Origin of the sequence: Candidatus Spongiihabitans sp., assembly GCF_965237845.1 — a bacterium.
GTDB lineage: Bacteria > Pseudomonadota > Gammaproteobacteria > Arenicellales > Poriferihabitantaceae > Spongiihabitans.
The window spans coordinates 1,562,289-1,584,581 of the sequence record NZ_OZ250154.1 but is presented as its reverse complement, the minus strand read 5'-3'; the positions used below and the strand labels follow the sequence as shown (position 1 = coordinate 1,584,581).

The following is a 22,293-nucleotide window of genomic DNA, read 5'->3' as shown; positions in this document are numbered from 1 at the left end:
TGTTATTTATTGATTACAGCGATTGACATTTTGACAAAATTTGATAATTTTTACTGGATCTTTCATTGCCTCAGTTTCCACCCCGCTACTAACATCGACGCCATATGGGCCGGCCGTCGCAATGGCAGCCTGAACATTATCGGCGGTGAGGCCGCCAGCAAGAATAATCGGTTTTTGGCCTCCATACTGTGCCTGACACCATTCAAATGATTGTCCCGTACCACCGTAGCGATCAGATATATGGCTATCGAGCAGCAATCCTGCGGCATCTTGATATTGTTTTTCCACCGCCAGTAAATCCGTGGATTCGGACACTCGTATGGCTTTTATATAGGGTTTTCCGAAACTTGCACAATAGTCCGGGCTTTCTTCACCGTGAAATTGCAGGTAGTCCAGGTGCACAGCACTTAAAATACTATCCATTACCTGTTTTTCGGGATTAACGAATACGCCGACCTGCGCCACAAACGGCAGTGCTTTTCGATTAATTTCAACGGCTTGGTCAATGGTTAAATAACGACTGCTGTTTGGATAAAACATTAACCCAATCGCATCCGCGCCAGCATCAACCGCATGCCGGGCAATTTCCGGGCTGGTAATTCCGCAAATTTTTATTCTTGTTCGCAACGATTTTATTCTGGGTGGTTATTCAAGTCATTCTACCAAAATCGACATACCTCAGGCGGATTCGGCAAGCTAAATTTAGCATCGTAATCGACCGACACAAAATATAAACCATCTGCCACCGCAGTCACCCCACCCATTTTGCGGTCGCGGCTTTCCAATATTTGTTGCGCCCAGTGCACCGATTCCAGACGCTCACCAATTCGCACAAGCACGCCGACAATATTTCGCACCATATGCTGCAAAAATCCGTCCGCAGTAACATCCATCCAAATCCATGGACCTGATTGCTCCAAGGCAAGTTTGTAGATCTCTTTTACCGGATCTTTGCTTTGGCAGCCGGCTGCACGGTAGGCACTAAAATCGTGTCGTCCAACCAAATCCTTGGCCGCGCGCTGCATAAGGAATAAATCCAGCGAGGCATAATGCCAGGTAACCAGACCGTGGAGATAGCTTGGACTGACTGGTCTATTCAATATCACATAACGGTAGCGCCGCTGTTTTGCCTCAAATCGGGCATGAAAATGGTTGCTCACCGGGTGCGTCCAAACCAACGAAATATCGTCCGGGAGATGAGTATTAACGCCGCGCAACCATTCATTTTGAGTGCGCTCGCGATTCGTATCGAAGTGGATAATCTGTCCGATGCCATGCACCCCGGTATCGGTACGCCCGGCGTTAAGCACAGTGATCGGTTCATCGGCGATCTTGCTCAGGGCGTTTTCGACTTCCTGTTGTATGGATGGAGAATATGCCTGCCGCTGCCACCCACAATAGTTGCGACCACAATATTCCACGCATGCCGCCAGTCGAATCATTGAAAAATAAGGGTCGAGTGCCTTAAATACAGTCTAACGCGCCGAACGGCGATCAGAAAAAGCCTGATTGAGTGTGCCGGAGTCCATATACTCCAATTCTCCGCCTATCGGCATACCGCGGGCGAGTTGCGTTATCTGCACTGATTTTCCTTGCAGCAAGTCCAATAAAAAATCCCCGGTCGCCTGGCCTTCCAAGGTTAAATTAGTAGCCAGAATAACTTCTTCAATGGCGTTGTCGGCAATCAGTTTTAACAACTGATTAATACCCAATTGATCCGGGCCGATGTCATCCAGTGGCGATAAATGTCCCATCAACACAAAGTACAGACCCCGGTAAATTCTGGCTTGCTCAATGGCATCCAGGTCGGCCGGCGTTTCAACCACGCAGAGTGTTTTGGGGTCGCGTTTCGCCGAACAACATATTTCACAAAGCGCTGATTCGCTAAAATTATTACACCGATTGCAGTGGTTGACCCGCGATAACGCCTGACGGATTGCTTCTCCAATTTGGCGCGCACCTTCCCGATCCCTTTCCAGCAGATGAAAAGCCATTCGTTGAGCAGACTTTGGCCCAACGCTGGGCAGGCGCTGAAGAGCCTGTTTTAAGCCCTCTATGGAACGCGGGTCTGCCATTAACAGGGTAACGTCAGACCGGGAATGTTTAGTCCTGAAGTCAGTCCACCCATTTTATCCTGGGTTGCTTTCTCAACCTTTCTAACGGCGTCGTTAAATGCGGCAGCAATTAAATCTTCTAGCACTTCTTTGTCCTCGCCCATTAATTTAGGATCAATGACAGAATCAATGGTAACCTTCTTTACATCGTGGCGACAGCTCATTGTAATCTCGACCAACCCGGCCCCTGATTGGCCAGTGACTTCCACGCTGGCAAGTTCCTCTTGCGCTTTTTGCATATTTTCCTGCATAGCCTGAGCCTGCTTCATGATATTACCGAGTCCACTTTTCATGATTGTTACCTTAATTTAATGGTGTTTTTGAATAAATACTAAGTATGCACTGTTTGTAAATCAACCTGCTATAAACCGTCAAGGAAAAAGTATCTGAATATCGGCCTTGTTGCCGAAAAATCTGCCGGGCAGTTTATTTTTCAGGGTTTATTTTTTGGCGCTAACCCGGCTTTATTGATTCGTGAACAATTTCCGCATCAAACAGATCAACCAGCGCTTGAACATTGGTGTCGTGAATAAATGCTTGACGTGCGGCAGAGGCCTGTCCTTTTTGTTCCCTGGCTAATTGTTGAGTCGGGGTCTCAATCTCAGAGTTTGCGTCACTGAGATCCTCAATTTCGACGTCAAACCGTATATCCAGTGACAAATTATCTTTGCAATGTTGTTCAATTTTCTTTAGCCGACCGTTATTACACAGGTGTCTGCTCGATGCATCCAGCGTCACGCTTACGATTTTGCCTTCCACCGACTTTGGCGCCATATTCATAAGGATTTCTTTTGAAATCCCACCAAGACCGGAACTATTTATGAAGCTCTGCCATCCGTCGGCATTCATGAATTTCTGCACATCTATCAAGGGCGTGGTCGAGGGATTGCAGATTTTTTGTCGAGGCGATACACCAAATTCAGCGTTTGAAACTTCCGCATTATTTGAGATTATCGGTTGTACCTTATTTTCTTGATCATGGTTTTCTTGCCCATGACTTTCTTGATTAGGCGAGGTGATATTTTCAGTGGGTGACACCTTCGGTTGCCCGGACTCGATTACCGAGGAAATCGTCGACCGATTGGCTACAGCATTTTGTTGCGTTTTTGAGGTATCTTCAGCGTCATCGCGCGGCCGCGGTTGAAATGCCAGCATCCGAAGCACCACCATTTCAAACCCTGATCTCGGATCCGGGGCAAAATCAAAATCCCGTTTACCCATTATCGCGATTTGATAGAGTAATTGCAGGGTTTCTGCGTCGATACTCTCGGCAAGACCGCCAAGGTCGGCGCTATCAATGCCCTTCCATTCTACTGCTTGTGGGCTTACCTGAAATAACGAAACATTGTGAATCAAGGTTAATAATTCATCCACAGCCGACCTATAATCCACAGAGCGTTCGGCCATTTGGGATATGGTTGCCAATACCCCGTCCGCTTCATTTTGGATAATTTGCGTCAACAGTTGAACAGTAAACTGATCATCCACCATTCCGAGCATTGCTCTCACTTGCTCAGAATCTACATCGCCATTGCTGAATGCAATCGCCTGATCAAGCAAACTCAACGCATCTCGCACACTGCCATTTGCAGATCGCGCCAATACCATCAATGCGGATGCTTCGTATTTGATTTGTTCAGCATCCAGAATTTTTTCGAGTTGGGCGGACAAGCGACCAAGGTCCACCGATTTAAGATTGAACTGAATACAACGGGACAAAATAGTGGTCGGCAATTTTTGTGGATTAGTGGTCGCCAGCAAAAACTTTACATGCTCAGGCGGCTCTTCCAATGTCTTAAGCAACGCATTGAAACTATGGATTGAGAGCATATGCACTTCGTCGATCAGGTAAATCTTGTAACGGCCCTGAGTCGGCGTATATTGAACATTATCAAGCAGCTCACGGGTGTCATCGACTTTTGTCCGGGAGGCGGCATCCACCTCGATTAAATCGACGAAATTTCCCTGATCAACCCCGCTACAAGCCACGCATTGGCCACAGGGATCCGCACTTACGCCACTATCGCAGTTCAATGCCTTAGCAAAGATTCTGGCAAGGGTGGTTTTTCCTACGCCACGGGTTCCGGTAAATAAAAACGCATGATGCACCCGTTGATTATTTAAGGCATTGCTAAGCGCAGAAACGACATGCGCTTGCCCGATCACCTCGGAAAATATTTTTGGGCGCCATTTTCGGGCCAGGGCCAGGTAGCTCATTAAATCTGCTTTAGTAAATATGTTTTAGTGTGTTTTCTGTTTGAGCCAATTATCAATACATGAAATACAAGGCATGAAATGCAAGGTTCAAAATAAGAGGTGGCGGCTCCAGCGTACCTTACCCCGATACCCGAAATTGTTGCTGCGGCTGCTTCCTTCCGGACCTGACCGGGTTGACAACGCATCGCCATCAAGGAGACACACTTTCACCGCCATAGATGAAATAAAACCTCATGCGCCTAATTTAATTAAAATCAAGACTCATTCTATTCTATTCAATTTACGGATACTCTGAAACAGCTAATTGACATTGATTGACATTAAATCGTCAATCATAATGAGCAATTGCCCAAATATCTATTAGTCAAACTTATTTATCAGTGATATTGTCAGACTCATTAAACTTGGTCATGCAATCATTCAATAAGAGATGAAATTTACCGCCCCATTTTCTGATTCAGATCCAAAACGTCGTGCGATTCGCGAGCGCTACCATGCCGATGAAACAGAATGTGCCGAGCAATTGTTGGATTCGTTGGAGGTTAGCAAAAACCAGCAAAAAAGCATCGAACAAGAAGCAATCAAGTTAGTTCAGAAAATCAGGCAACAAAATGAAAACCACGGCGGATTGGATGCCTTTCTGCAAGAATTCAAATTGTCCAGCGAGGAAGGGGTTGCCTTGATGTGTTTAGCGGAGGCGCTTTTACGGGTGCCCGACGCTGAAACTGCTGATCAGTTGATTCAGGATAAATTATCGGAGCGCAATTGGGCAGCGCATCTGGGCGGCAGTGAATCATTTTTCGTAAATGCGTCAACTTGGGGACTCATGCTCACCGGCAAGGTCATCTCTTTGGACAAAGCGGTTATCGAGGATGCCGGGGATTATCTTGGAAAGCTGATCGCCCGAAGCGGTGAACCTGTGATTAGAGCGGCGGTAAAGCAAGCCATGAAAATCATGGGCAAGCAGTTTGTGTTGGCCGAGACTATCCAACGCGGATTAAAAACCGCCGAATCCAGAGAGCGGCAAGGCTATCGCTACTCCTATGATATGCTGGGCGAAGCGGCGCGCACCGACAACGATGCACAGCAATATTTGCGCGCCTACCTAACTGCCATCAATGCCATTGCCCATAAAAATATCTGCAAAAATGCCCGCAAAAATATCAATAGCGATCCCTGTTCCAGCGCCGGTATTTCGGTGAAGTTATCCGCATTGCATCCACGTTATGAGTATGCTCAGGCGACACGTATTATTAATGAGCTATTTCCCCGGTTAAAACAACTCTGCATCCAGGCAAAATCATTCAATATCGGGCTGACCATCGATGCCGAGGAATCTGAGCGATTGGATCCGTCATTGAGCCTGTTACAGATGCTGTGTAATGATCCCGACCTGGATGATTGGAACGGTCTGGGTTTTGTGGTTCAGGCCTATCAAAAACGGGCCCCGGCGGTCATCGACTGGATCGAGGAATTGGCGGTTAAGACCCGCCGAAAAATGATGATACGGCTGGTCAAGGGCGCATACTGGGATTCGGAAATAAAAAAAGCCCAGGTAGCGGGTTACAAAGGTTATCCGGTATATACGCGAAAAATCACGACCGATGTTGCTTACCTGGTTTGTGCGCGCAAGCTGATTAATAATCCTGAGGCGTTTTATCCGCTATTCGCAACCCACAACGCGCTGACCGTGACTTCGATATTAAACTTCGTTGGCAGTCGCCGAGATTTTGAATTTCAATGCCTGCATGGAATGGGCGAAATTCTGTACCGCCATGTCATTAAACAGTATGGCGTCAATTGTCGAATTTACGCGCCGATCGGGCCGCATAAAGACTTGCTGGCATATCTGGTTAGACGGCTATTGGAAAATGGCGCAAATAGCTCTTTTGTCAATCGTCTGGTTGACCGGCATTTACCGATTGCGACTATCGTCGCCGATCCGATTGCAACGCTGTCTGCGCTGGACTCCAAGCCTCATCCGAACATTCCGCTACCCAAAAATATCTATGGCGCACGGCCAAATTCGATGGGATTAAATCTAAATAATGCGCTTGAATTGGAGCTATTTTTCCTAAGTGCAATGGAAAATCATGCCCAACAATTACATGCCGCGCCGCTAATTGGCTGTTCCAAGAAGAAAAATATCTCGAATACTGAAGAGCAGGTTGCTGCTATTTCACCCGCAACCGGAATGGCCATTGGAATGATTGCCAACGCGACCAAACAAACGGTCAATATCGCGGTGGAAAATGCCAGAAAATGCGCCGAAGATTGGGACAAAATTGGCGGCAAGTCGCGTGCAAAATTACTCATGGCAACGGCTGATTGTTACGAGAATAATCGCGACCCATTATCGTCGCTATGTATCATGGAAGCGGGTAAAACTTTGCAAGATGCGATTGCGGAGATTCGCGAAGCCGTGGATTTTCTGCGTTATTATGCACAGCAATGCGAATCCGAGTTTGAGCGACCACAGACACTGACCGGGCCCACCGGCGAGCTCAACCAATGGTCGTTGCATGGCCGTGGCGTGTTCGTTTGTATTAGCCCATGGAACTTTCCCCTGGCGATATTCACCGGTCAGATTAGCGCCGCCTTGGCTGCGGGTAATAGCGTCATCGCCAAGCCGGCCGAACAGACCCCCATTATCGCCTACCGCGCAGTACAACTAATGCATGATTGCGGCATTCCCGAAGATGTCCTGCAACTTCTTCCCGGTGACGGCGCAAATGTAGGGTCGGCGCTGGTTAATCATCCTCAAATTGACGGGGTCGCCTTTACCGGTTCCACCGAAACCGCAAAATCGATACAACGAAGTCTGGCAAACAAACCGGGGGCGATTGTTCCGTTAATCGCCGAAACCGGGGGCATCAATGCCATGATTGTGGATTCCACAGCACTGCCCGAGCAAGTGATTGCCGATGTGATTCAATCTGCCTTTCAAAGCGCTGGACAACGCTGCTCAGCGCTGCGTGTTTTGTATTTACAGGAAGATATCGCCGAGCAAATGATTGAAATGTTGATCGGTGCAATGGCCGAGCTGAAAGTGGGCGATCCTGCTGAAATCAGTACCGATATTGGCCCCATCATTGATCAACAAGCGCGCAAGTCGCTAATGAATCATATCACGACCCATGAAAAACAAGGCAACCGGGTTATTCGAGGCGCGCCGGTTCAAGGCAACGCAGGCTACTATTTAAGCCCTGCTCTGATTGAAATTGAGGGTATTGGGCAACTGCAAAATGAAGTATTTGGCCCAATACTCCATGTCTGCCGATTCGCCGCGTCCGAAATTGATCGCGTGGTCGATGACATCAATAACGCTGGTTATGGATTGACTTTCGGAATACACAGTCGCATTAAATCCACGGTAAAAAGAATTGTCAGTCGTATCAAGGTGGGTAATGTTTATGTCAATAGAAACACCATTGGCGCGGTGGTTGGCGTCCAACCTTTCGGTGGCGAAGGGCTGTCTGGAACCGGCCCAAAAGCCGGCGGCCCGCATTACCTGCACCGCTTTGCGGTGGAGCGATCAGTCAGCACCGACACCACCGCCACCGGGGGAAATACCACGTTATTGTCGTTAGCGTAGCTTTGAATTAGACCGGCGCTGATCTTTGACGAGCTGATTCGATAGGCTGCTTCCCGCTAAATCCGACCGGGCTGACAACCATAAATCCATTAGCAAGCAAAGATACAGTGAATTGTTGGGGTTCGTACCTCACCCCAACCTACTGAACTAATCAAACGGTTGAGGAGGAATATCTATAACACACGGCCGATGCGCCCGCAGAATAAAGTCATATAGTTCACACCCATAATTTAGGTTCATAAGGAGGAAACAGAATCATTACGGCAAGGATGATGGCGACAATAATCGCCGTGTTTTTTGTTTACTATTCATTTCAAAGCCCCTCTGTTTCGGTATGCGATGCCGAGCATAGAGCCGAAAACACACCCACCGCTAGTTTGCAATTGCCATAAAAACCTCATTTGTTTAGATTAAATATCCCCGCGGACACGGTTAAAGCGCCCATGACATTAGCACGGGGGTTAACATTAACAATCCAGCGTATGATCCCGCTCCCACTGGCTGATCGACTTGGTAAAATCATCCCATTCATTCATTTTCAATTTGCAATAGGCATCGATCAACGGTGCGCCGAGTTGCTCTTTTAGCGCCTTGCCATTTTGCGTCAGTCTGATCGCATCGAGAAGATTCAAGGGTAATTTTTTAAGCCCTTTGATGGTGTGACCGTCGGTGTACATGTTGATATCTAGGCGTTTTCCGGGGTCTCGTTTGTTGGCAACGCCATCGAGTCCAGCCGCCAAAATTCCAGCCTGCATTAGATAGGGATTGGCCGCGCCATCCATCAAGCGCATCTCAAAACGTCCGGCATCAGGAATACGTATCATATGGGTACGATTGTTGCCGCCATAACTGACCGAGTTGGGCGACCAAGTTGCGCCGGAAAGCGTGCGCGGGGCATTGATCCGTTTGTAACTATTCACGGTCGGGTTGAATATCGAGGTTAGCTGTTCCACATTATGCATAATGCCGCCGAGAAAATGGTAAGCCAGCTTTGACAATCCCATTTCATCCGCGGCGTTATGAAACAAGTTTTTCTTGCCGGCTTTGTCCCACACCGAAACGTGAGCATGACAACCGTTACCGGTCAGGTCGCTAAACGGTTTCGGCATAAAGGTCGCGCGCAAACCATGATTCTCGGCAATCTGCTTGGTCATGTACTTAAAAAACACATGGTGGTCGGCGGTTTTCAAGCAATCGTCATAATCCCAGTTCATTTCAAACTGGCCATTGGCATCTTCATGATCATTTTGATACGGACCCCAACCCAATTCGATCATGCTGTCGCAGATTTCGGTAATGATATCGTAACGCCGCATCAAAGCCGATTGGTCGTAACAGGGCTTTGACTGCGTGTCTCGTTTATCGGCAATTTTTGTGCCATTTTCGTTAGTCAAAAAGTACTCGCACTCGACCCCGGTTTTCATGTGATAGCCTTTTTTTGCGGCTTTGGCAATTTGCGCCTTCAACGCCACCCGCGGAGACGCTTCAATCGCCTTGCCATCCAGATAAAGGTCGCCCGCCAACCAACCAACCTCTTTTTTCCAGGGCAACTGAATCAAGCTATCAGGATCAGGCACTGCAAACATATCTCCGTCGGCCGGACTCATATCCAGCCAGGCCGCAAAACCGGCAAAGCCGGCGCCGTCTTTTTGCATACTGCCGATGGCCCGCGCCGGCACCAGTTTCGACCGAAGCACACCAAACAAATCAACGAAACTGATCAGGAAATATTTAATTTTCTGCTGTTTTGCGATTGCTGCTAGATTTTTTGTCATTTGATTATCTATCGTGAAACTAATCGTGACTGTTTTAACTTCGGCATTTTCTTGTCACTGATGTTGAAAAAACGAACGTGATTGACCGGCTAATTCTGCCTGAAACGCTTGCCCGGTGCGCGGATGCGCAAGCGGTGGAATTTTCGGCTCAACGCCATGAAAATGATCGTCAATGGTGTACATGATTAAGCGGCTGTATTCTTTCGTGCCCACTTGCAACGTTCCCGCTTGGGCGATGCATTTTTTCACTGATGGCGTATCCCATTTTTCCAAAGTAATGAAAACACCGATGGCCGCTTTGCCGCTGGCGATCATGCCGAAAAAAGTGCGTAGGGAATCAATGCTCTGCTTGCCGCCTTTCACTTGCGCGATGCACAAATTCCTTTCTTTTTCCGCGCCAAAAATCAGCGCGCGGCCATCGATGCCGCCATCGCCGCGCTGCACCGCGTTCGGCGCAAAGCCGGGAATGCGCGTCACCGCCCACTTCTCAAAATCAAAGGGGTTTCTTCTGGAAAAATCCATCGCCCCTTTCAAGTCTTTTGGCACGCCCGCCAAGTCGATGCGCAAATCCTTCATGCGCTCGCGTCGCACCACCTCAATGGCGTAGGATGAAATATCAATGCCGATCCAATCACGCTTTAAGGAATGCGCTGCTTCAACAGTGGTGCCGCAACCGCAGAACGGGTCCAGCACCAAATCGCCTTCGTTACTGCTCGCCTTCACAATACGTTTCAGCAGAGCAAGCGGTTTTTGAGTGGGGTAGCCGAGATGTTCTTTCCTATATCGGTAGGTTTGCTGAATATCTTGCCATACCGTCGGCGGAATTTTCCCCGAATCCCTTAACTTTATCGCTGTTCCTGCAAGGACTGTCGACGCTTTAGCGGCATACTTACTTCTGTTTATGCTTGCGTCAGAGTATGGGATAGCAACATCTATATGATTGAAAATAAATTCTTGTGTTTTCACGAATCGAAAAATTGTATCGTGCTTCCGTGGAAAATCTTTAGTCGTGGTTGATGGGCTGGCTGGATAACTCCAAACAATCTCATTGCGAAAATTTTGTTTTCCAAAAACCTCATCCATAATGATTTTCAAGTAATGCGATGCTGTCGGGTCGCAATGCAAATAGATGGTTCCAGTATCTTTCAACAAGCGGTGCATTGCGGCAATGCGCTCCGCCATATACGAAAGATAGGAAAGCATGCCGCTGCCGTCTGGATAGATTTCGCTGAATGCGCGGATGGCGCGATGTGCCGGGTGGGCAATCGCGCTGTTTATCAAATCAACACGCTTTTCCGCATCTCCATCCCATTCCCAAGTATCGGTGAAGGCGGTGAGTTGGGCTAAGTCGTTTTTATCCCCGCCGTCCCTTTGCGTGCCGAAAAGAATGTTGTAGTTCGCTTTGCTGTTGAAGGGCGGGTCCAGGTAAATCAAGTCAACGGAATTATCGTCCCATTTGCCCATCACATCCAAACAATCGCCGTAGTAGAGTGTGTTTTTTTTCATGTGTTTGATCATCCCGCCTTGGCTGCATTTTATGATATTTTAATCGACGCGTATATGCTCAGGCCAGAACCACGCGATCAAAATTTCCCGGCGCCAGCAATCCAGTCTGTTCCCGCCAACGGCACCTTGGCCATCGCTGACGCTTCGATTGTCAAAGCCACCATATCCTCCGGCTCAAGATTGTGCACATTGGTCTTGCCGCATGCTCTGGCCAAGGTCTGGGTTTCCAGCGTCAGGCAGCGTAAGTAATTAGCGACCCGTCGCCCGGCGATTTCGGGGTCCAGTCGAGCGCCCAAATCTGGATTCTGGGTTGATATGCCGGCAGGATCCTGGCCGTCCTGATAGTCGTCATAATAACCTGCGCTGGTTGCCAATTCGTTATAGGCGGCTTCATGTTCAGGAGAATTATCACCCATCGCAATTAATGCCGCAGTGCCAATGGAAACCGCATCGGCGCCGAGGGCCAGGGCTTTGGCGACATCGGCTCCGGAACGGATGCCACCGGAAACGATTAACTGCACCTTGCGATGCATGCCCATATCCTTTAGCGCTTCAACAGCAATTCGGGTTGCCGGCAAGGTTGGGATGCCGACATGCTCAATGAACACGTCCTGAGTCGCAGCGGTTCCGCCTTGCATACCATCAACCACCACCACATCCGCCCCCGCTTTAACCGAGAGTTGCACATCGAAAAAAGTTCTGGTCGCGCCCACCTTAATATATATCGGCACCTGCCAATCAGTCAGTTCGCGCAACTCTTCGATCTTGATTTCCAAATCATCCGGGCCGGTCCAGTCGGGATGCCGACACGCGCTGCGCTGGTCAATCCCTTCGGGAATATCACGCATAGCGGCGACGCGTTGGCTGATTTTTTGCCCGAGCAACATGCCGCCACCGCCTGGCTTTGCACCCTGCCCAACCACGACTTCGATAGCATCGGCTTTACGCAAATCGTCAGGATTCATGCCATAACGCGAGGGCAGGTATTGATACACCAATAGTTTGGAATGACCGCGTTCCTCAGCGGTCATGCCGCCGTCACCGGTTGTGGTGCTGGTGCCCACTTCGCTGGCGCCGCGCCCCAACGCTTCTTTTGCCTGTGCCGACAGGGCGCCAAAACTCATGCCGGCAATGGTGATTGGGGTCGAAATGGTAATCGGCTTTTTCGCGTAGCGCGTACCCAGCGTAACCGATGTATCGCATTTCTCCCGATAGCCTTCCAGCGGATAGCGCGACATGCTGGCGCCGAGAAACAGCAAATCATCAAAAGTCGGGAGCGAACGCTTCGCGCCAAATCCCCGTATATCGTAAATGCCTTCGGTGGCGGCGCGCTGTATTTCACGGATGACCGGGCGACTGAAGGTTGCCGATTCCAGCAACCATGATCTATCAATTTTTTCGCTCATAACGTAATCCTATAATGCGCCTAATACGCGCCAACATTGTCAATTTTAAAGTGATACAGTTTTCGGGCAGAGCCATACCGCTTGAATTCATCGACATCAACATCATCAATTGCCGCCTGTTTGAGCAGGTATGAAATCTCCTTTTTGTGTTCATCGTCCAACGGTTTTTCGATACAGTCGGTGCCGAGACTTTTTACCGAGCCACGTACATACAAACGCGCTTCATAAATCGAATCGCCAAGCGATTCACCCGCATCGCCACAAACCACCAACCGTCCGCTCTGTGCCATAAAGGCACTCATATGACCTATGCTGCCTCTAACCACAATATCCACCCCTTTCATTGAAATCCCACAGCGTGCGGCGGCATTCCCTTCCACAACCAGCAAACCGCCGTGAGCAGTCGCAGCGCAATATTGCGAGGCATTGCCCTTGATTCGAACCTTGCCAGACATCATATTTTCCGCCAGCCCGGGACCGGCGTTTCCGTTCACGGTAATATTGGCATTCTTATTCATTCCCGCACAATAATAACCGACATGCCCGCCCACGCTGACATCACAGGAAAACATCGCACCTGCGGCGACGTTATGCTTGCCGCTCGGATTCAACACACGCACACGCGCACCTTCAGCACTTGGTTCGTGCAAAGCGCGATTGAGAGCGCGGACGGTTGAATCAATCAGGTTAAATTCGGTCATATCTATCTAATTTGTCGGGAAAAATCGGCATGCTCAGCAATTTCCCTTGCCGCTTGTCTCTTCGCAACACAGCGGATTAGAACAGGACGCACCACCTTGGCACTTTGGGCGCTTGCGCTGGAATGTATCGGAACCGTTTACATCATAACGGAATCCACATATCTCACATTCCATCACATAAATTTTTTGATAATAGCCGTTCCCGTCCCAATCCGTGCGACCAATGATCCTCTGTTTATTATTATTCACGTAGCCCGCGTTTGTGCTGTAACCAGATTCTGGCATTACGACCTCTCCCAGCTATAAATGGTAGCCGGTTCCGGCTCCCAGATGGTTGCATTTTCGCTGCCATGAAGCTGGGCAATGGCACGATACTCGGAAGCCATCGCCACCCAATCATCGGTTTCCGCCAGAATCGCAGGTTTGCAGGCAATCGGGTCCCTTAACACGGCAAAACCATCTTTGGTACCAATCGCAAAGGTATAAAATCCATCCAGATCTTCCAGCGCCGCTTCCAGTGCCTCGTCTAACGTTGCGCCCTGCCCTAATCGCCAAGTCAAGTATCCGGCCGCTACTTCGCTATCGTTGTCGGTGGTAAAACGTATTCCTTCGCCTGTGAGCATTTCACGAAGATTATTGTGATTGGATAAAGAACCGTTGTGCACCAAACAAAGGTCGCGCCCGGTAGAAAATGGATGCGAGTGCTCGGTGGTAACCGCACTCTCCGTCGCCATTCGGGTATGCCCCAAGGCATGAGTGCCAGCCATCGAGTCAAGCCCAAATGTACGAATAACCTGATTTGGCAAACCTTTTTCTTTATATATTTCAATAGCGTAGCCGACACTGGTAACCTTAATTCCAAGGAGATTATTATCAACCCAATCCAACAGCGCCTCGGTTTCCGTCTCGTTATCCAGATGGTTACCGACCTGGTTGCCAACTTGAGCAATCAAAACCCCATGATTTGCCACCGGCGAGAGCGTCGCTTTTCGGTCAATTTCGGCTTGAACACGTGTCTGCATGGCATCCCAATCGGCATCAGCATCGTTGGATTGCAAGGTAATTTTTATTTGCCCTGAATTTACTGGATTACGATACATGGCAAAACCGGCACTGTCCGGACCTCTTTCGGTCATTTGCATCAGCATATCAGACAACATACCGCCTAATTTTTCCTCCAGCTCAGGACGCTTAATATATAACCCAACTATTCCACACATAACGCCGTTTCGGTTAGCTGCACCAACAAGTCCGACAAAAACTGATCACAGCGTTCAAGTTCTAATTTCAGAATATATTCATCGGGTTTATGACCCTTAAACAAGGCGGAATCACCAATGATACAGAACCGCGGTCGATGCGATGTCGATTCAAGCATATCAATCATGCGCCGCACACCGACGCAGCCAATTTCTTCATCGTAGGAGAAAGCCAAATGAATCGGGTGCGCCAATTTGCACGCCAGCGCACTCGGCACCATCGCTAAAACCGATGCGATAAACCCTTTCATATCGGCGGTACCGCGTCCATAAAAGCGGTCGTTTTTTCCAGCAACTCAAACGCCGCCACCGACCAATCCTGCCCATCCACAGGAACCACGTCGGAATGCCCGGACAACATCACCCCTCCAGACTGACCCGGAGCAAAAACCGCATACAAGTTTGCTTTGGTTTTTTCATCGTTAAAGGTTAAATTTGATTTGATGCCGTATTCGCCAAGGTAGGACTCAATGTGTTGAATCATTGCTAAATTGCTATCCCGACTGACCGTCGGATAAGCAATTAATTTTTCCAGGATTTTTTCTGTTTGAGTCACAACCTTGAATTTTCGAGTTAGCGCAATCAAACTAATTGTAAGGAAAACCGAGAATTTTTGCAGTATAATGTCCATTTTGCCACGGGTAGCCACGGCGTGACTAACAGGATTGGTTTGGATTTCGATTCGTGGGCGGGTGGGGTTGTTTTTACGTAGCTAACATGTGCTTTATACTTCTGAGACCTTTGCATAATTCAAAATACTATCGGAAGTGGGACTTTAGTCCCGCCATCGGCAATCATCTTGCGCGGCTAAAGCCGCACTTCCGGTAATTATGCAAAGGTCTCACTTCTATATCCCTTCTACAACTTCACCAGATGAGCATACGAGCGTGTAAAAATCATAAATCAGATAATTTAAAAGCTGGAAAAACCAGTAAGAAACAAAATATGCACAGCCTATTTTAGGAAAAGGCATGGAACAATTAACCGACCTCAAAGCCATCCTGCATTCCAAACGCGCCAATATCTATTACCTGGAAAAATGCCGGGTGATGCAAAAAGATGGGCGCGTGCTGTATCTCACGGAAGCCAAAAACGAAAACCAGTATTGGAATATTCCAATAGCCAATACCACCTGTTTGCTATTGGGAACCGGCACCTCCATCACCCAAGCGGCCATGCGTATGCTGGCACAGGCCGGTGTGTTGGTCGGCTTCTGTGGCGGCGGCGGTACGCCCCTGCTCATGGCCACCGAGATTGAATGGCTGTCGCCGCAAAGCGAATATCGCCCCACCGAATATGTCCAAGGCTGGATGAACTTCTGGTTTGACGAACAAAAACGTCTAGCAGCGGCCAAGCAATTTCAAACGGCACGTATTCAGTTTATGCACACGGTCTGGTCAAAAGACCGTGACTTGATGGATGCGGGATTTAATAGTCATGATGAATATATATCGTCTGTGCTAAATAATACCCGCGCCAAAATCGAACAGGCGCAAAAAGTCAGCAAGCTATTTCAAATAGAGGCCGACCTCACCAAACGGCTTTACAAAATAGCCGCCAGCAGAACCAAACATGGCGATTTTGTGCGTGCAAGAGAATCGGTCGATACTGCCAATGCCTTTTTGAACCACGGCAACTATCTGGCATATGGGTTGGCCGCGACCACGCTATGGGTGTTGGGCATCCCTCACGGCTTCGCCGTCATGCACGGCAAAACCCGTCGTGGCGCACTGGTGTTTGATGTGGCGGACTTAATAAAAGACACACTGGTACTGCCCTGGTCATTTATCTGCGCCAAAGAAGGTGCTACCGAACAGGAATTTCGCCAGCAATGCCTGCAAGCGTTTACCGATCACAAAGCGCTGAATTTCATGTTTAAGCAGGTAAAAATCATAGCCTTACAGCACCACGAAAACAAAGGTGAAGCCCCATGATGGTCACCTTTGTTTCACAATGCGAGAAAAAAGCCCTCAACCGAACCCGGCGGGTACTGGACAGCTTTGCCAACCGTATCGGCGATAATACCTGGCAAACTGTTATTACCAATGAGGGGTTGGGCGCAGTAAGAAAACTGTTGCGAAAGACCGCTTCAAAAAATACCGCAGTTGCCTGTCACTGGATTAGAAGCCGTAGCCGCTCGCAGTTTCTTTGGGTGGTGGGGAACAAAGATAAGTTTGATGAGCAGGGTGTGGTGCCAGTGAATAGTACTCAAAAAAATATATTGAATCGCCAACATGAAAACGACTGGAAATACTTACCACTAATAAAAGCCTTAACGGCAATTGCGGCCTTGTTTCATGACTGGGGTAAAGCTTCTAATCTATTTCAAGAGAAGCTCTCACCAAATAGCAAAAACAAGTTTAAGGGTGATCCTGTTCGTCATGAGTGGGTTTCTTGTTTACTATTCAATGCGTTAGTCAGTAGTTTTAACCATGAATCAGAAGAAGGTTGGCTAGAATATTTAACTAATGGTCAGTTTAATGAAGAACAGTTGAAGAAAACAGCAAAAGAGCAAAAGAAACCATTACATAAATTACCACTAGTAGCAAAATTAGTCGCTTGGCTTATCGTGTCTCATCACCGTCTACCTTTTCCTAGAGAAGACTGGCGAAATGAATACGCCAATGATATTGATGCCATTTTGCAGAGAATTACCCAAGCATGGGGCTATGAAAATCGTCAAGATGAGCAAGAATACCAACAGAAAATCAATGCATGCTTTGAATTTTCCAAGGGGTTATTGAGCCAATCTAGTAATTGGCTAAAACAAGTAAAAAAGTGGTCTCATCGATTACAGGATTGTTTGCCCTTAGCCGAATCAGCATTGAAGGATGGAACTTACCGATTAGTGTTACACCATTCAAGATTGTGTTTAATGCTGGGGGATCACTATTATTCATCCCAAAATGCAGATTCAAACTGGCAAGACACTACCGGTCTATTTGCAAATACGGATAGAGAGACCAAACAACTCAAACAAAAACTTGATGAGCATCTAGTCGGCGTGGCTAATAATGCTCTTCGCACATCACATTTACTACCCGCTTTTGAAAGAGAACCTCCGTTTGCCACAGGTATACGAGCATTAAAAAAAGCCAGCCCTACAGCTTTTCGCTGGCAAGACAAAGCAGTTGAAGCAATAAACCATTGGAAAAAATCACAAGCAAAAAATACACATGGATTTTTCGCTGTTAATATGGCCGGCACTGGCTACGGTAAAACGTTTGCCAATGCGAAAGTTATGCGCTCTTTGTCTATTGATGGGAACAGCCTGCGGTATATTTTGGCACTGGGTCTTAGAACATTAACCTTACAGACAGGTGATGAGTATAGAAAGCGCGTTGGATTAGATAACTCAGAACTTGCTGTGTTAATTGGTTCAAAAGTCGTGCTGGAGTTACATAATCAAAAACAAATAGAAGTAACTGATGATACTTATTTTGGTGGGTCGGAATCATTACAGACCTTGCTTGATGAAGGGATAGACTATGACTGCGACATCCCTGAAGAAGGATTAGCGACTGTATTGACAAAAGAAAAAGACCGCAAGTTTCTTTATGCGCCAGTACTCGTCTGCACAATTGATCATATAATGGCAGCGACTGAAACAATACGCGGTGGCCGATATATTTTGCCCTGTTTGCGTTTGATGTCGTCAGATTTAGTCATCGATGAAATAGATGATTTTACTGGCTCCGATTTAATCGCCATTGGCAGGCTAATCCATTTGGCCGGCATGTTAGGTCGCAAAGTGATGATCTCCTCTGCCACTATTCCACCTGATTTAGCCGAAGGTTATTTTAATGCCTATAAAAAGGGCTGGCAGTTACATACTAAAAGCCGTGGCATCGCTGAAAACATGATTGGCTGTGCATGGATTGATGAATTTAAAACTGAAGTGACCAGTATTAATAGCGTACAAAGTGACCATGCAATTGAAAATTACAAAAAATATCACGGCGATTTTATTGATAAACGAGTGGAAAAATTAAATGCTCAAATGGCAAAACGTAAAGCCGAAGTCATTCAATGCAAGGAGGTTATGGAAAATGTTGAGTTTGATGGCGTTGAAACTAAACAGGAACAATATTTTTACAGCATTAAGCAAGCAATAATTAAAAAACATCAATAACATAATACAATCGATAAAAACACAGGCATTGCAGTATCATTTGGTGTGGTACGTGTAGCTAATATCTCTCCTTGTGTTGAAATAACTCGATATTTACTAAAAGCTGACTATCCGCAAGATATTGAAGTAAAAGTTATGGCTTATCATAGCCAGCAGGTATTGCTATTACGTCATGAACAAGAAAAGCATTTGGATGCTGTGCTAAAACGTAAAGAGAAACCAGGTGAACCGCCAGCAGGTTTTTCCGATCCTGTGATCCGCGCACACCTTGATCAAAGCAAGGTTAAAAATATCATCTTTATTTTGGTGGCGACCCCAGTCGAAGAAGTTGGGCGAGATCACGACTTTGATTGGGCAGTAATTGAACCATCATCATACCGATCCATCATTCAATTGGCAGGACGAGTGCGGCGCCATCGAGAAGGTGAAGTCAAAGATACAAATATTGCTTTGATGCAGTACAACTGGAAAGCTTTTAAGGCTGGCAATGAGCAGGGTAAGAAATATTTTAATCGACCAGGCTATGAAGATAAATTTATGTTAAATACCCATGACCTGAATCATTTAATCGATACCATAGCAATTGAAAAATGCTTAAATGCTGTGCCCCGAATTCAAAAAAACAGTAAACTTGACTATTGCGGCTCTCTGTCTGATCTGGAGCATCATGTGATTCAGTCTGAACTAACCGGTTATCACCGCCATGGACCTGACACTTTGCAGGGCTATTTAGCAGAAACCTGGTATTTAACCGCATTGCCACAATTTTTAAATCCATTTCGCAAGAGTGAAGCCAGTACTAATCTATTTTTAACTTATGAGCCAGACAAAGATTGTTGTTATTTTGCAGAAAAAGACGAAAAAGGTTATCCCACTAAGAGGGAAGGTATATTGCAAATACAGCGTGATGAGTTATCAGAAAAAGAAAGACAGAACCTGTGGTTAATACGAGATTATCAATCCCTTTTAAGCCAATATTCTGAACAACAAGAATCAAGTAAAAGAAAAATATCTTTACGTTATGGCGAGTTAAATTTTATTAAACGTGAAAATACTACATATAAATATAACGACCAGTATGGGCTGGTCTCAATTTAACGTAAGGGCAAATAATGGATAATGCAATAAGAAAACACATAGATAGCCTTAAGAGAAAGAGGCTTAAAGTAAAATTAGATTCCTACTCTGAAGAAGTTGGTGATGCAGAAAAAAACACCGCTAAAGAACAGCTTGAGTCAGAATATAAATATGATGAATGGCTAATAAAAATATTATCCATCAATAAAAATAAATCATATTTCCCTGAATCACAGAATGAAGTGGATTTAAATAAATTATTATCTTTAGAGGTGATATACAAACAAACGTTTAAATCTGTATGTGATACTGGGCATCCTGTAATTGAAGAATTACTGGCTGATCTTAAATTGAGTGAAAATCAGGTCAAAGATTGTATTGAAAAAGCAAAAAAAACAAACATAGAGCCATTAGAATACTATGCATTGTTTGAAGAAGAATTACTTGAAAGTAATTTATCTCTGGATAGAGTTCAAATTAAAATTGACCAATTAGCACAGGATTGTTCACAAGGAACAATTATTAGTCATTCGGCTAAAATGACTAACCCTGCTTGTAGATATCCCAAGATTTTCTCTGCTGGAAAATTTCAGCCAGATGGTTTTATCAGAACAGGCAATTCTACTGTTGATTTTGATATGCACATTAACGCAACAAAATTAAAAGTGTTTAAGTTTTTATCGCTAAAATATCAAGGAAAAACTTTATTGGATTATATTAAAAATAAGGATAATAGTATTTTTCAACAGTTATTTAACGTTTCAGAAGAACGTGCTAAATCTTGGGTAGAATCATTTTCTTCTTGCATAAATAGCTGTGATTTAAAAACCAATGGATTCATAAGGCAATCATATTTTCCTGTGCTGGATGGCTATCAATTGCTTTCTCTATTGCAACCATCTGGATTGGTGTTTGCCCTTAAAGAAAGAATTGACTCAATGAATGATCGGTCTCCAGAATCTTATATAGGGAAAAATAAAAAGAAAAAAGGTGAGGCCTCCGAGGTTGAATTTTCATCAATCACAAACTTAACAGTTACCAAACATGGCGGGGACCACCCTAAAAATATTAGCGGTCTCAATAATAAATACCAATCTTACTATTTACTACAATCTTTACCTCCCGGCATAGAGAAACGTTCAATTTATTTCCCGAAAACGAATTTCTTCAATGAATCATTCCGCTACCAAGATTGTCGTGATATTTTCTATGCGTTGCATAAAATATTAAAAACAGATTATAACAATATCAACATCCGTGAAGGCCGCGATTACCGTTTGCAGGAACTGGTTGACCGCATAATTGACAAAATGTGGGCAGTGCGCTCAGTAGCAAAGGCGCAATATCATGCCGACTCATCCCAATTAAAAAGCCATCAAAAAATCTGGCTTTGTGAGGGATTTTTACAAGAAAGAGAAGAGTCCGATATATGGTTGGATAAATTAAGCAAAGAGATATCAATTTGGACAATTTTGACTTACGAAAAAATATTAGGCAAACAGGCAATCAAACTCGGTGAAGCAGAACGCCTAAAAATTGTCGAAATAGTATCGAATAACAAAGAGGCGTTAAGATGATTGGTGATATTAAAAAGCTATTATTGCTGCCACATATTAAAGTGCAAAATGCTAATGCACTCTCCAGTCCATTCACGATTGGTTTCCCTGCAATGACAGCGTGGCTGGGTGCTGTACACGCTTTACAGAGAAAGCTGAACACTGAATTTTGTGAGCTAAAATTTAATGCCAGTGCTATTGTAAGCCATGAATGTAATCTGCAAACCCACAAAGGGGCGGGTGATTATGTACACTCTATTATTGGCACGGGAAACCCGCTGGAACCAAAGTCGGAAAAAGATAAGCCTGAAGGGAATGCTGTCCGTTCTCCTTTTATAGAGGAAGCACGTTGTCATTTAGATATTTCATTGCTGATTGAATATTCAGGTGCCAGCAAGGATGATGAAGAGTTGCTATTGAAAAAAATTACTCACCACCTTAATAGCAGCATGAAAATAGCAGGCGGCGACATTCTCTCTTTCGACTTACCAAAAGCATTAAAAATAGAAGAGGGTAATGATACTGATTTACGCAAACTGATACGTAAATTGATGCCAGGCTACGCCATCGTCGAGCGTCGGGAATTAATGAAAGATGCTATGGAAAAAGGACAAGATGCTATTGATGCGCTATTGACTTATCTAGCTATTCATCAAAGCTGTGAACAAGATGACGATGGTAATATTATTTGGTTGAGTAAACGTCAAACAACAGGCTGGATAGTCCCTATTGCCACCGGCTTCCACGGCATAACCGAACTGGGACAAGCGAAGAATCAACGTGCCCCCGACACACCTCATCGCTTTGCAGAAAGCATTGTTACCTTGGGTGAATTTAAAATGCCCTACCGGATTCAATCTATTAATGAAATTCTCTGGCACTATCAGGTGGAAGCTGATAACAACCTGTATTTGTGCCAGCAATCTAATCATTCACAAACTTATTAACAAAAAGG

General features: G+C 46.0%; 16 protein-coding genes, 1 other RNA gene and 1 pseudogene. 5 read left to right on the top strand and 13 right to left on the bottom strand.

Features of this window, described 5'->3' with window-relative positions:
- Positions 1-6: 6 nt before the first annotated feature.
- The 6 genes from ACPXXB_RS07615 to ffs all read right to left on the bottom strand — a co-directional run bounded on the left by ACPXXB_RS07615 (position 7) and on the right by ffs (position 4,535).
- On the bottom strand, positions 7-627 hold the full coding sequence (locus ACPXXB_RS07615; protein ID WP_423906156.1) for a phosphoribosylanthranilate isomerase: 621 nt from the start codon (positions 625-627) through the stop codon (positions 7-9).
- 32 nt (positions 628-659) lie between these two features.
- Positions 660-1,442: a tRNA pseudouridine(38-40) synthase TruA gene (gene truA, locus ACPXXB_RS07610; RefSeq protein WP_423906153.1), complete on the bottom strand. Its 783-nt coding sequence runs from the start codon at positions 1,440-1,442 to the stop codon at positions 660-662.
- A 33-nt stretch (positions 1,443-1,475) separates the two neighbouring features.
- Positions 1,476-2,075, bottom strand: a complete 600-nt coding sequence (gene recR, locus ACPXXB_RS07605; protein ID WP_423906150.1) for a recombination mediator RecR — start codon at positions 2,073-2,075, stop codon at positions 1,476-1,478.
- Complete coding sequence (locus tag ACPXXB_RS07600) at positions 2,075-2,410, bottom strand: YbaB/EbfC family nucleoid-associated protein (RefSeq protein WP_423911060.1); 336 nt, start codon at positions 2,408-2,410, stop codon at positions 2,075-2,077. Before ACPXXB_RS07600 ends, recR begins: the two co-directional genes overlap by 1 nt.
- A 157-nt stretch (positions 2,411-2,567) precedes the next feature.
- Positions 2,568-4,331 carry a DNA polymerase III subunit gamma/tau gene (dnaX, locus tag ACPXXB_RS07595; RefSeq protein ID WP_423906149.1) on the bottom strand — a complete coding sequence of 588 codons (1,764 nt, stop codon included), beginning with the start codon at positions 4,329-4,331 and terminating at the stop codon, positions 2,568-2,570.
- A 108-nt stretch (positions 4,332-4,439) separates the two neighbouring features.
- Positions 4,440-4,535, bottom strand: an RNA gene (gene ffs / locus ACPXXB_RS07590) — signal recognition particle sRNA small type.
- A 226-nt stretch (positions 4,536-4,761) separates the two neighbouring features.
- Here ffs and putA point away from each other — a divergent pair.
- A complete protein-coding gene (putA, locus tag ACPXXB_RS07585; RefSeq protein WP_423906147.1) occupies positions 4,762-7,926 on the top strand; it encodes a bifunctional proline dehydrogenase/L-glutamate gamma-semialdehyde dehydrogenase PutA in 3,165 nt (1,054 codons plus the stop codon).
- Between the two features lie 467 nt (positions 7,927-8,393).
- Here the strand turns inward: putA and glnT are convergent, their stop codons facing one another.
- From glnT to ACPXXB_RS07550, 7 genes are all read right to left on the bottom strand, one after another.
- Positions 8,394-9,701, bottom strand: a complete 1,308-nt coding sequence (gene glnT, locus ACPXXB_RS07580) for a type III glutamate--ammonia ligase (protein WP_423906145.1) — start codon at positions 9,699-9,701, stop codon at positions 8,394-8,396.
- 54 nt (positions 9,702-9,755) lie between these two features.
- Complete coding sequence (locus tag ACPXXB_RS07575) at positions 9,756-11,207, bottom strand: DNA methyltransferase (RefSeq protein ID WP_423906142.1); 1,452 nt, start codon at positions 11,205-11,207, stop codon at positions 9,756-9,758.
- A 77-nt stretch (positions 11,208-11,284) separates the two neighbouring features.
- Entirely contained in the window at positions 11,285-12,613 is a 1,329-nt protein-coding gene (locus ACPXXB_RS07570; protein WP_423906139.1) for an FMN-binding glutamate synthase family protein, read from the bottom strand.
- A gap of 20 nt (positions 12,614-12,633) precedes the next feature.
- A complete protein-coding gene (locus ACPXXB_RS07565; RefSeq protein ID WP_423906136.1) occupies positions 12,634-13,314 on the bottom strand; it encodes a hypothetical protein in 681 nt (226 codons plus the stop codon).
- Positions 13,315-13,598: 284 nt separating this feature from the next.
- Complete coding sequence (locus ACPXXB_RS07560) at positions 13,599-14,534, bottom strand: class II glutamine amidotransferase (RefSeq protein ID WP_423906133.1); 936 nt, start codon at positions 14,532-14,534, stop codon at positions 13,599-13,601.
- A complete protein-coding gene (locus ACPXXB_RS07555; RefSeq protein ID WP_423906130.1) occupies positions 14,522-14,824 on the bottom strand; it encodes a M20/M25/M40 family metallo-hydrolase in 303 nt (100 codons plus the stop codon). Before ACPXXB_RS07555 ends, ACPXXB_RS07560 begins: the two co-directional genes overlap by 13 nt.
- Positions 14,821-15,204 carry a hypothetical protein gene (locus ACPXXB_RS07550; protein WP_423906128.1) on the bottom strand — a complete coding sequence of 128 codons (384 nt, stop codon included), beginning with the start codon at positions 15,202-15,204 and terminating at the stop codon, positions 14,821-14,823. Before ACPXXB_RS07550 ends, ACPXXB_RS07555 begins: the two co-directional genes overlap by 4 nt.
- Positions 15,205-15,544: 340 nt before the next feature.
- On the opposite strand from ACPXXB_RS07550, the gene cas1f reads away from it, so the two are divergent.
- From cas1f to csy2, 4 genes and pseudogenes are all read left to right on the top strand, one after another.
- Positions 15,545-16,507, top strand: a complete 963-nt coding sequence (gene cas1f, locus ACPXXB_RS07545; RefSeq protein WP_423906125.1) for a type I-F CRISPR-associated endonuclease Cas1f — start codon at positions 15,545-15,547, stop codon at positions 16,505-16,507.
- Positions 16,504-19,803: pseudogene (gene cas3f, locus ACPXXB_RS07540) on the top strand (type I-F CRISPR-associated helicase Cas3f). The gene cas1f and the pseudogene cas3f overlap by 4 nt, the downstream one beginning before the upstream one ends.
- A gap of 14 nt (positions 19,804-19,817) precedes the next feature.
- Positions 19,818-21,359: a type I-F CRISPR-associated protein Csy1 gene (locus tag ACPXXB_RS07535; RefSeq protein WP_423906123.1), complete on the top strand. Its 1,542-nt coding sequence runs from the start codon at positions 19,818-19,820 to the stop codon at positions 21,357-21,359.
- Positions 21,356-22,285, top strand: a complete 930-nt coding sequence (gene csy2, locus ACPXXB_RS07530) for a type I-F CRISPR-associated protein Csy2 (protein WP_423906120.1) — start codon at positions 21,356-21,358, stop codon at positions 22,283-22,285. Before ACPXXB_RS07535 ends, csy2 begins: the two co-directional genes overlap by 4 nt.
- Positions 22,286-22,293: the final 8 nt, after the last annotated feature.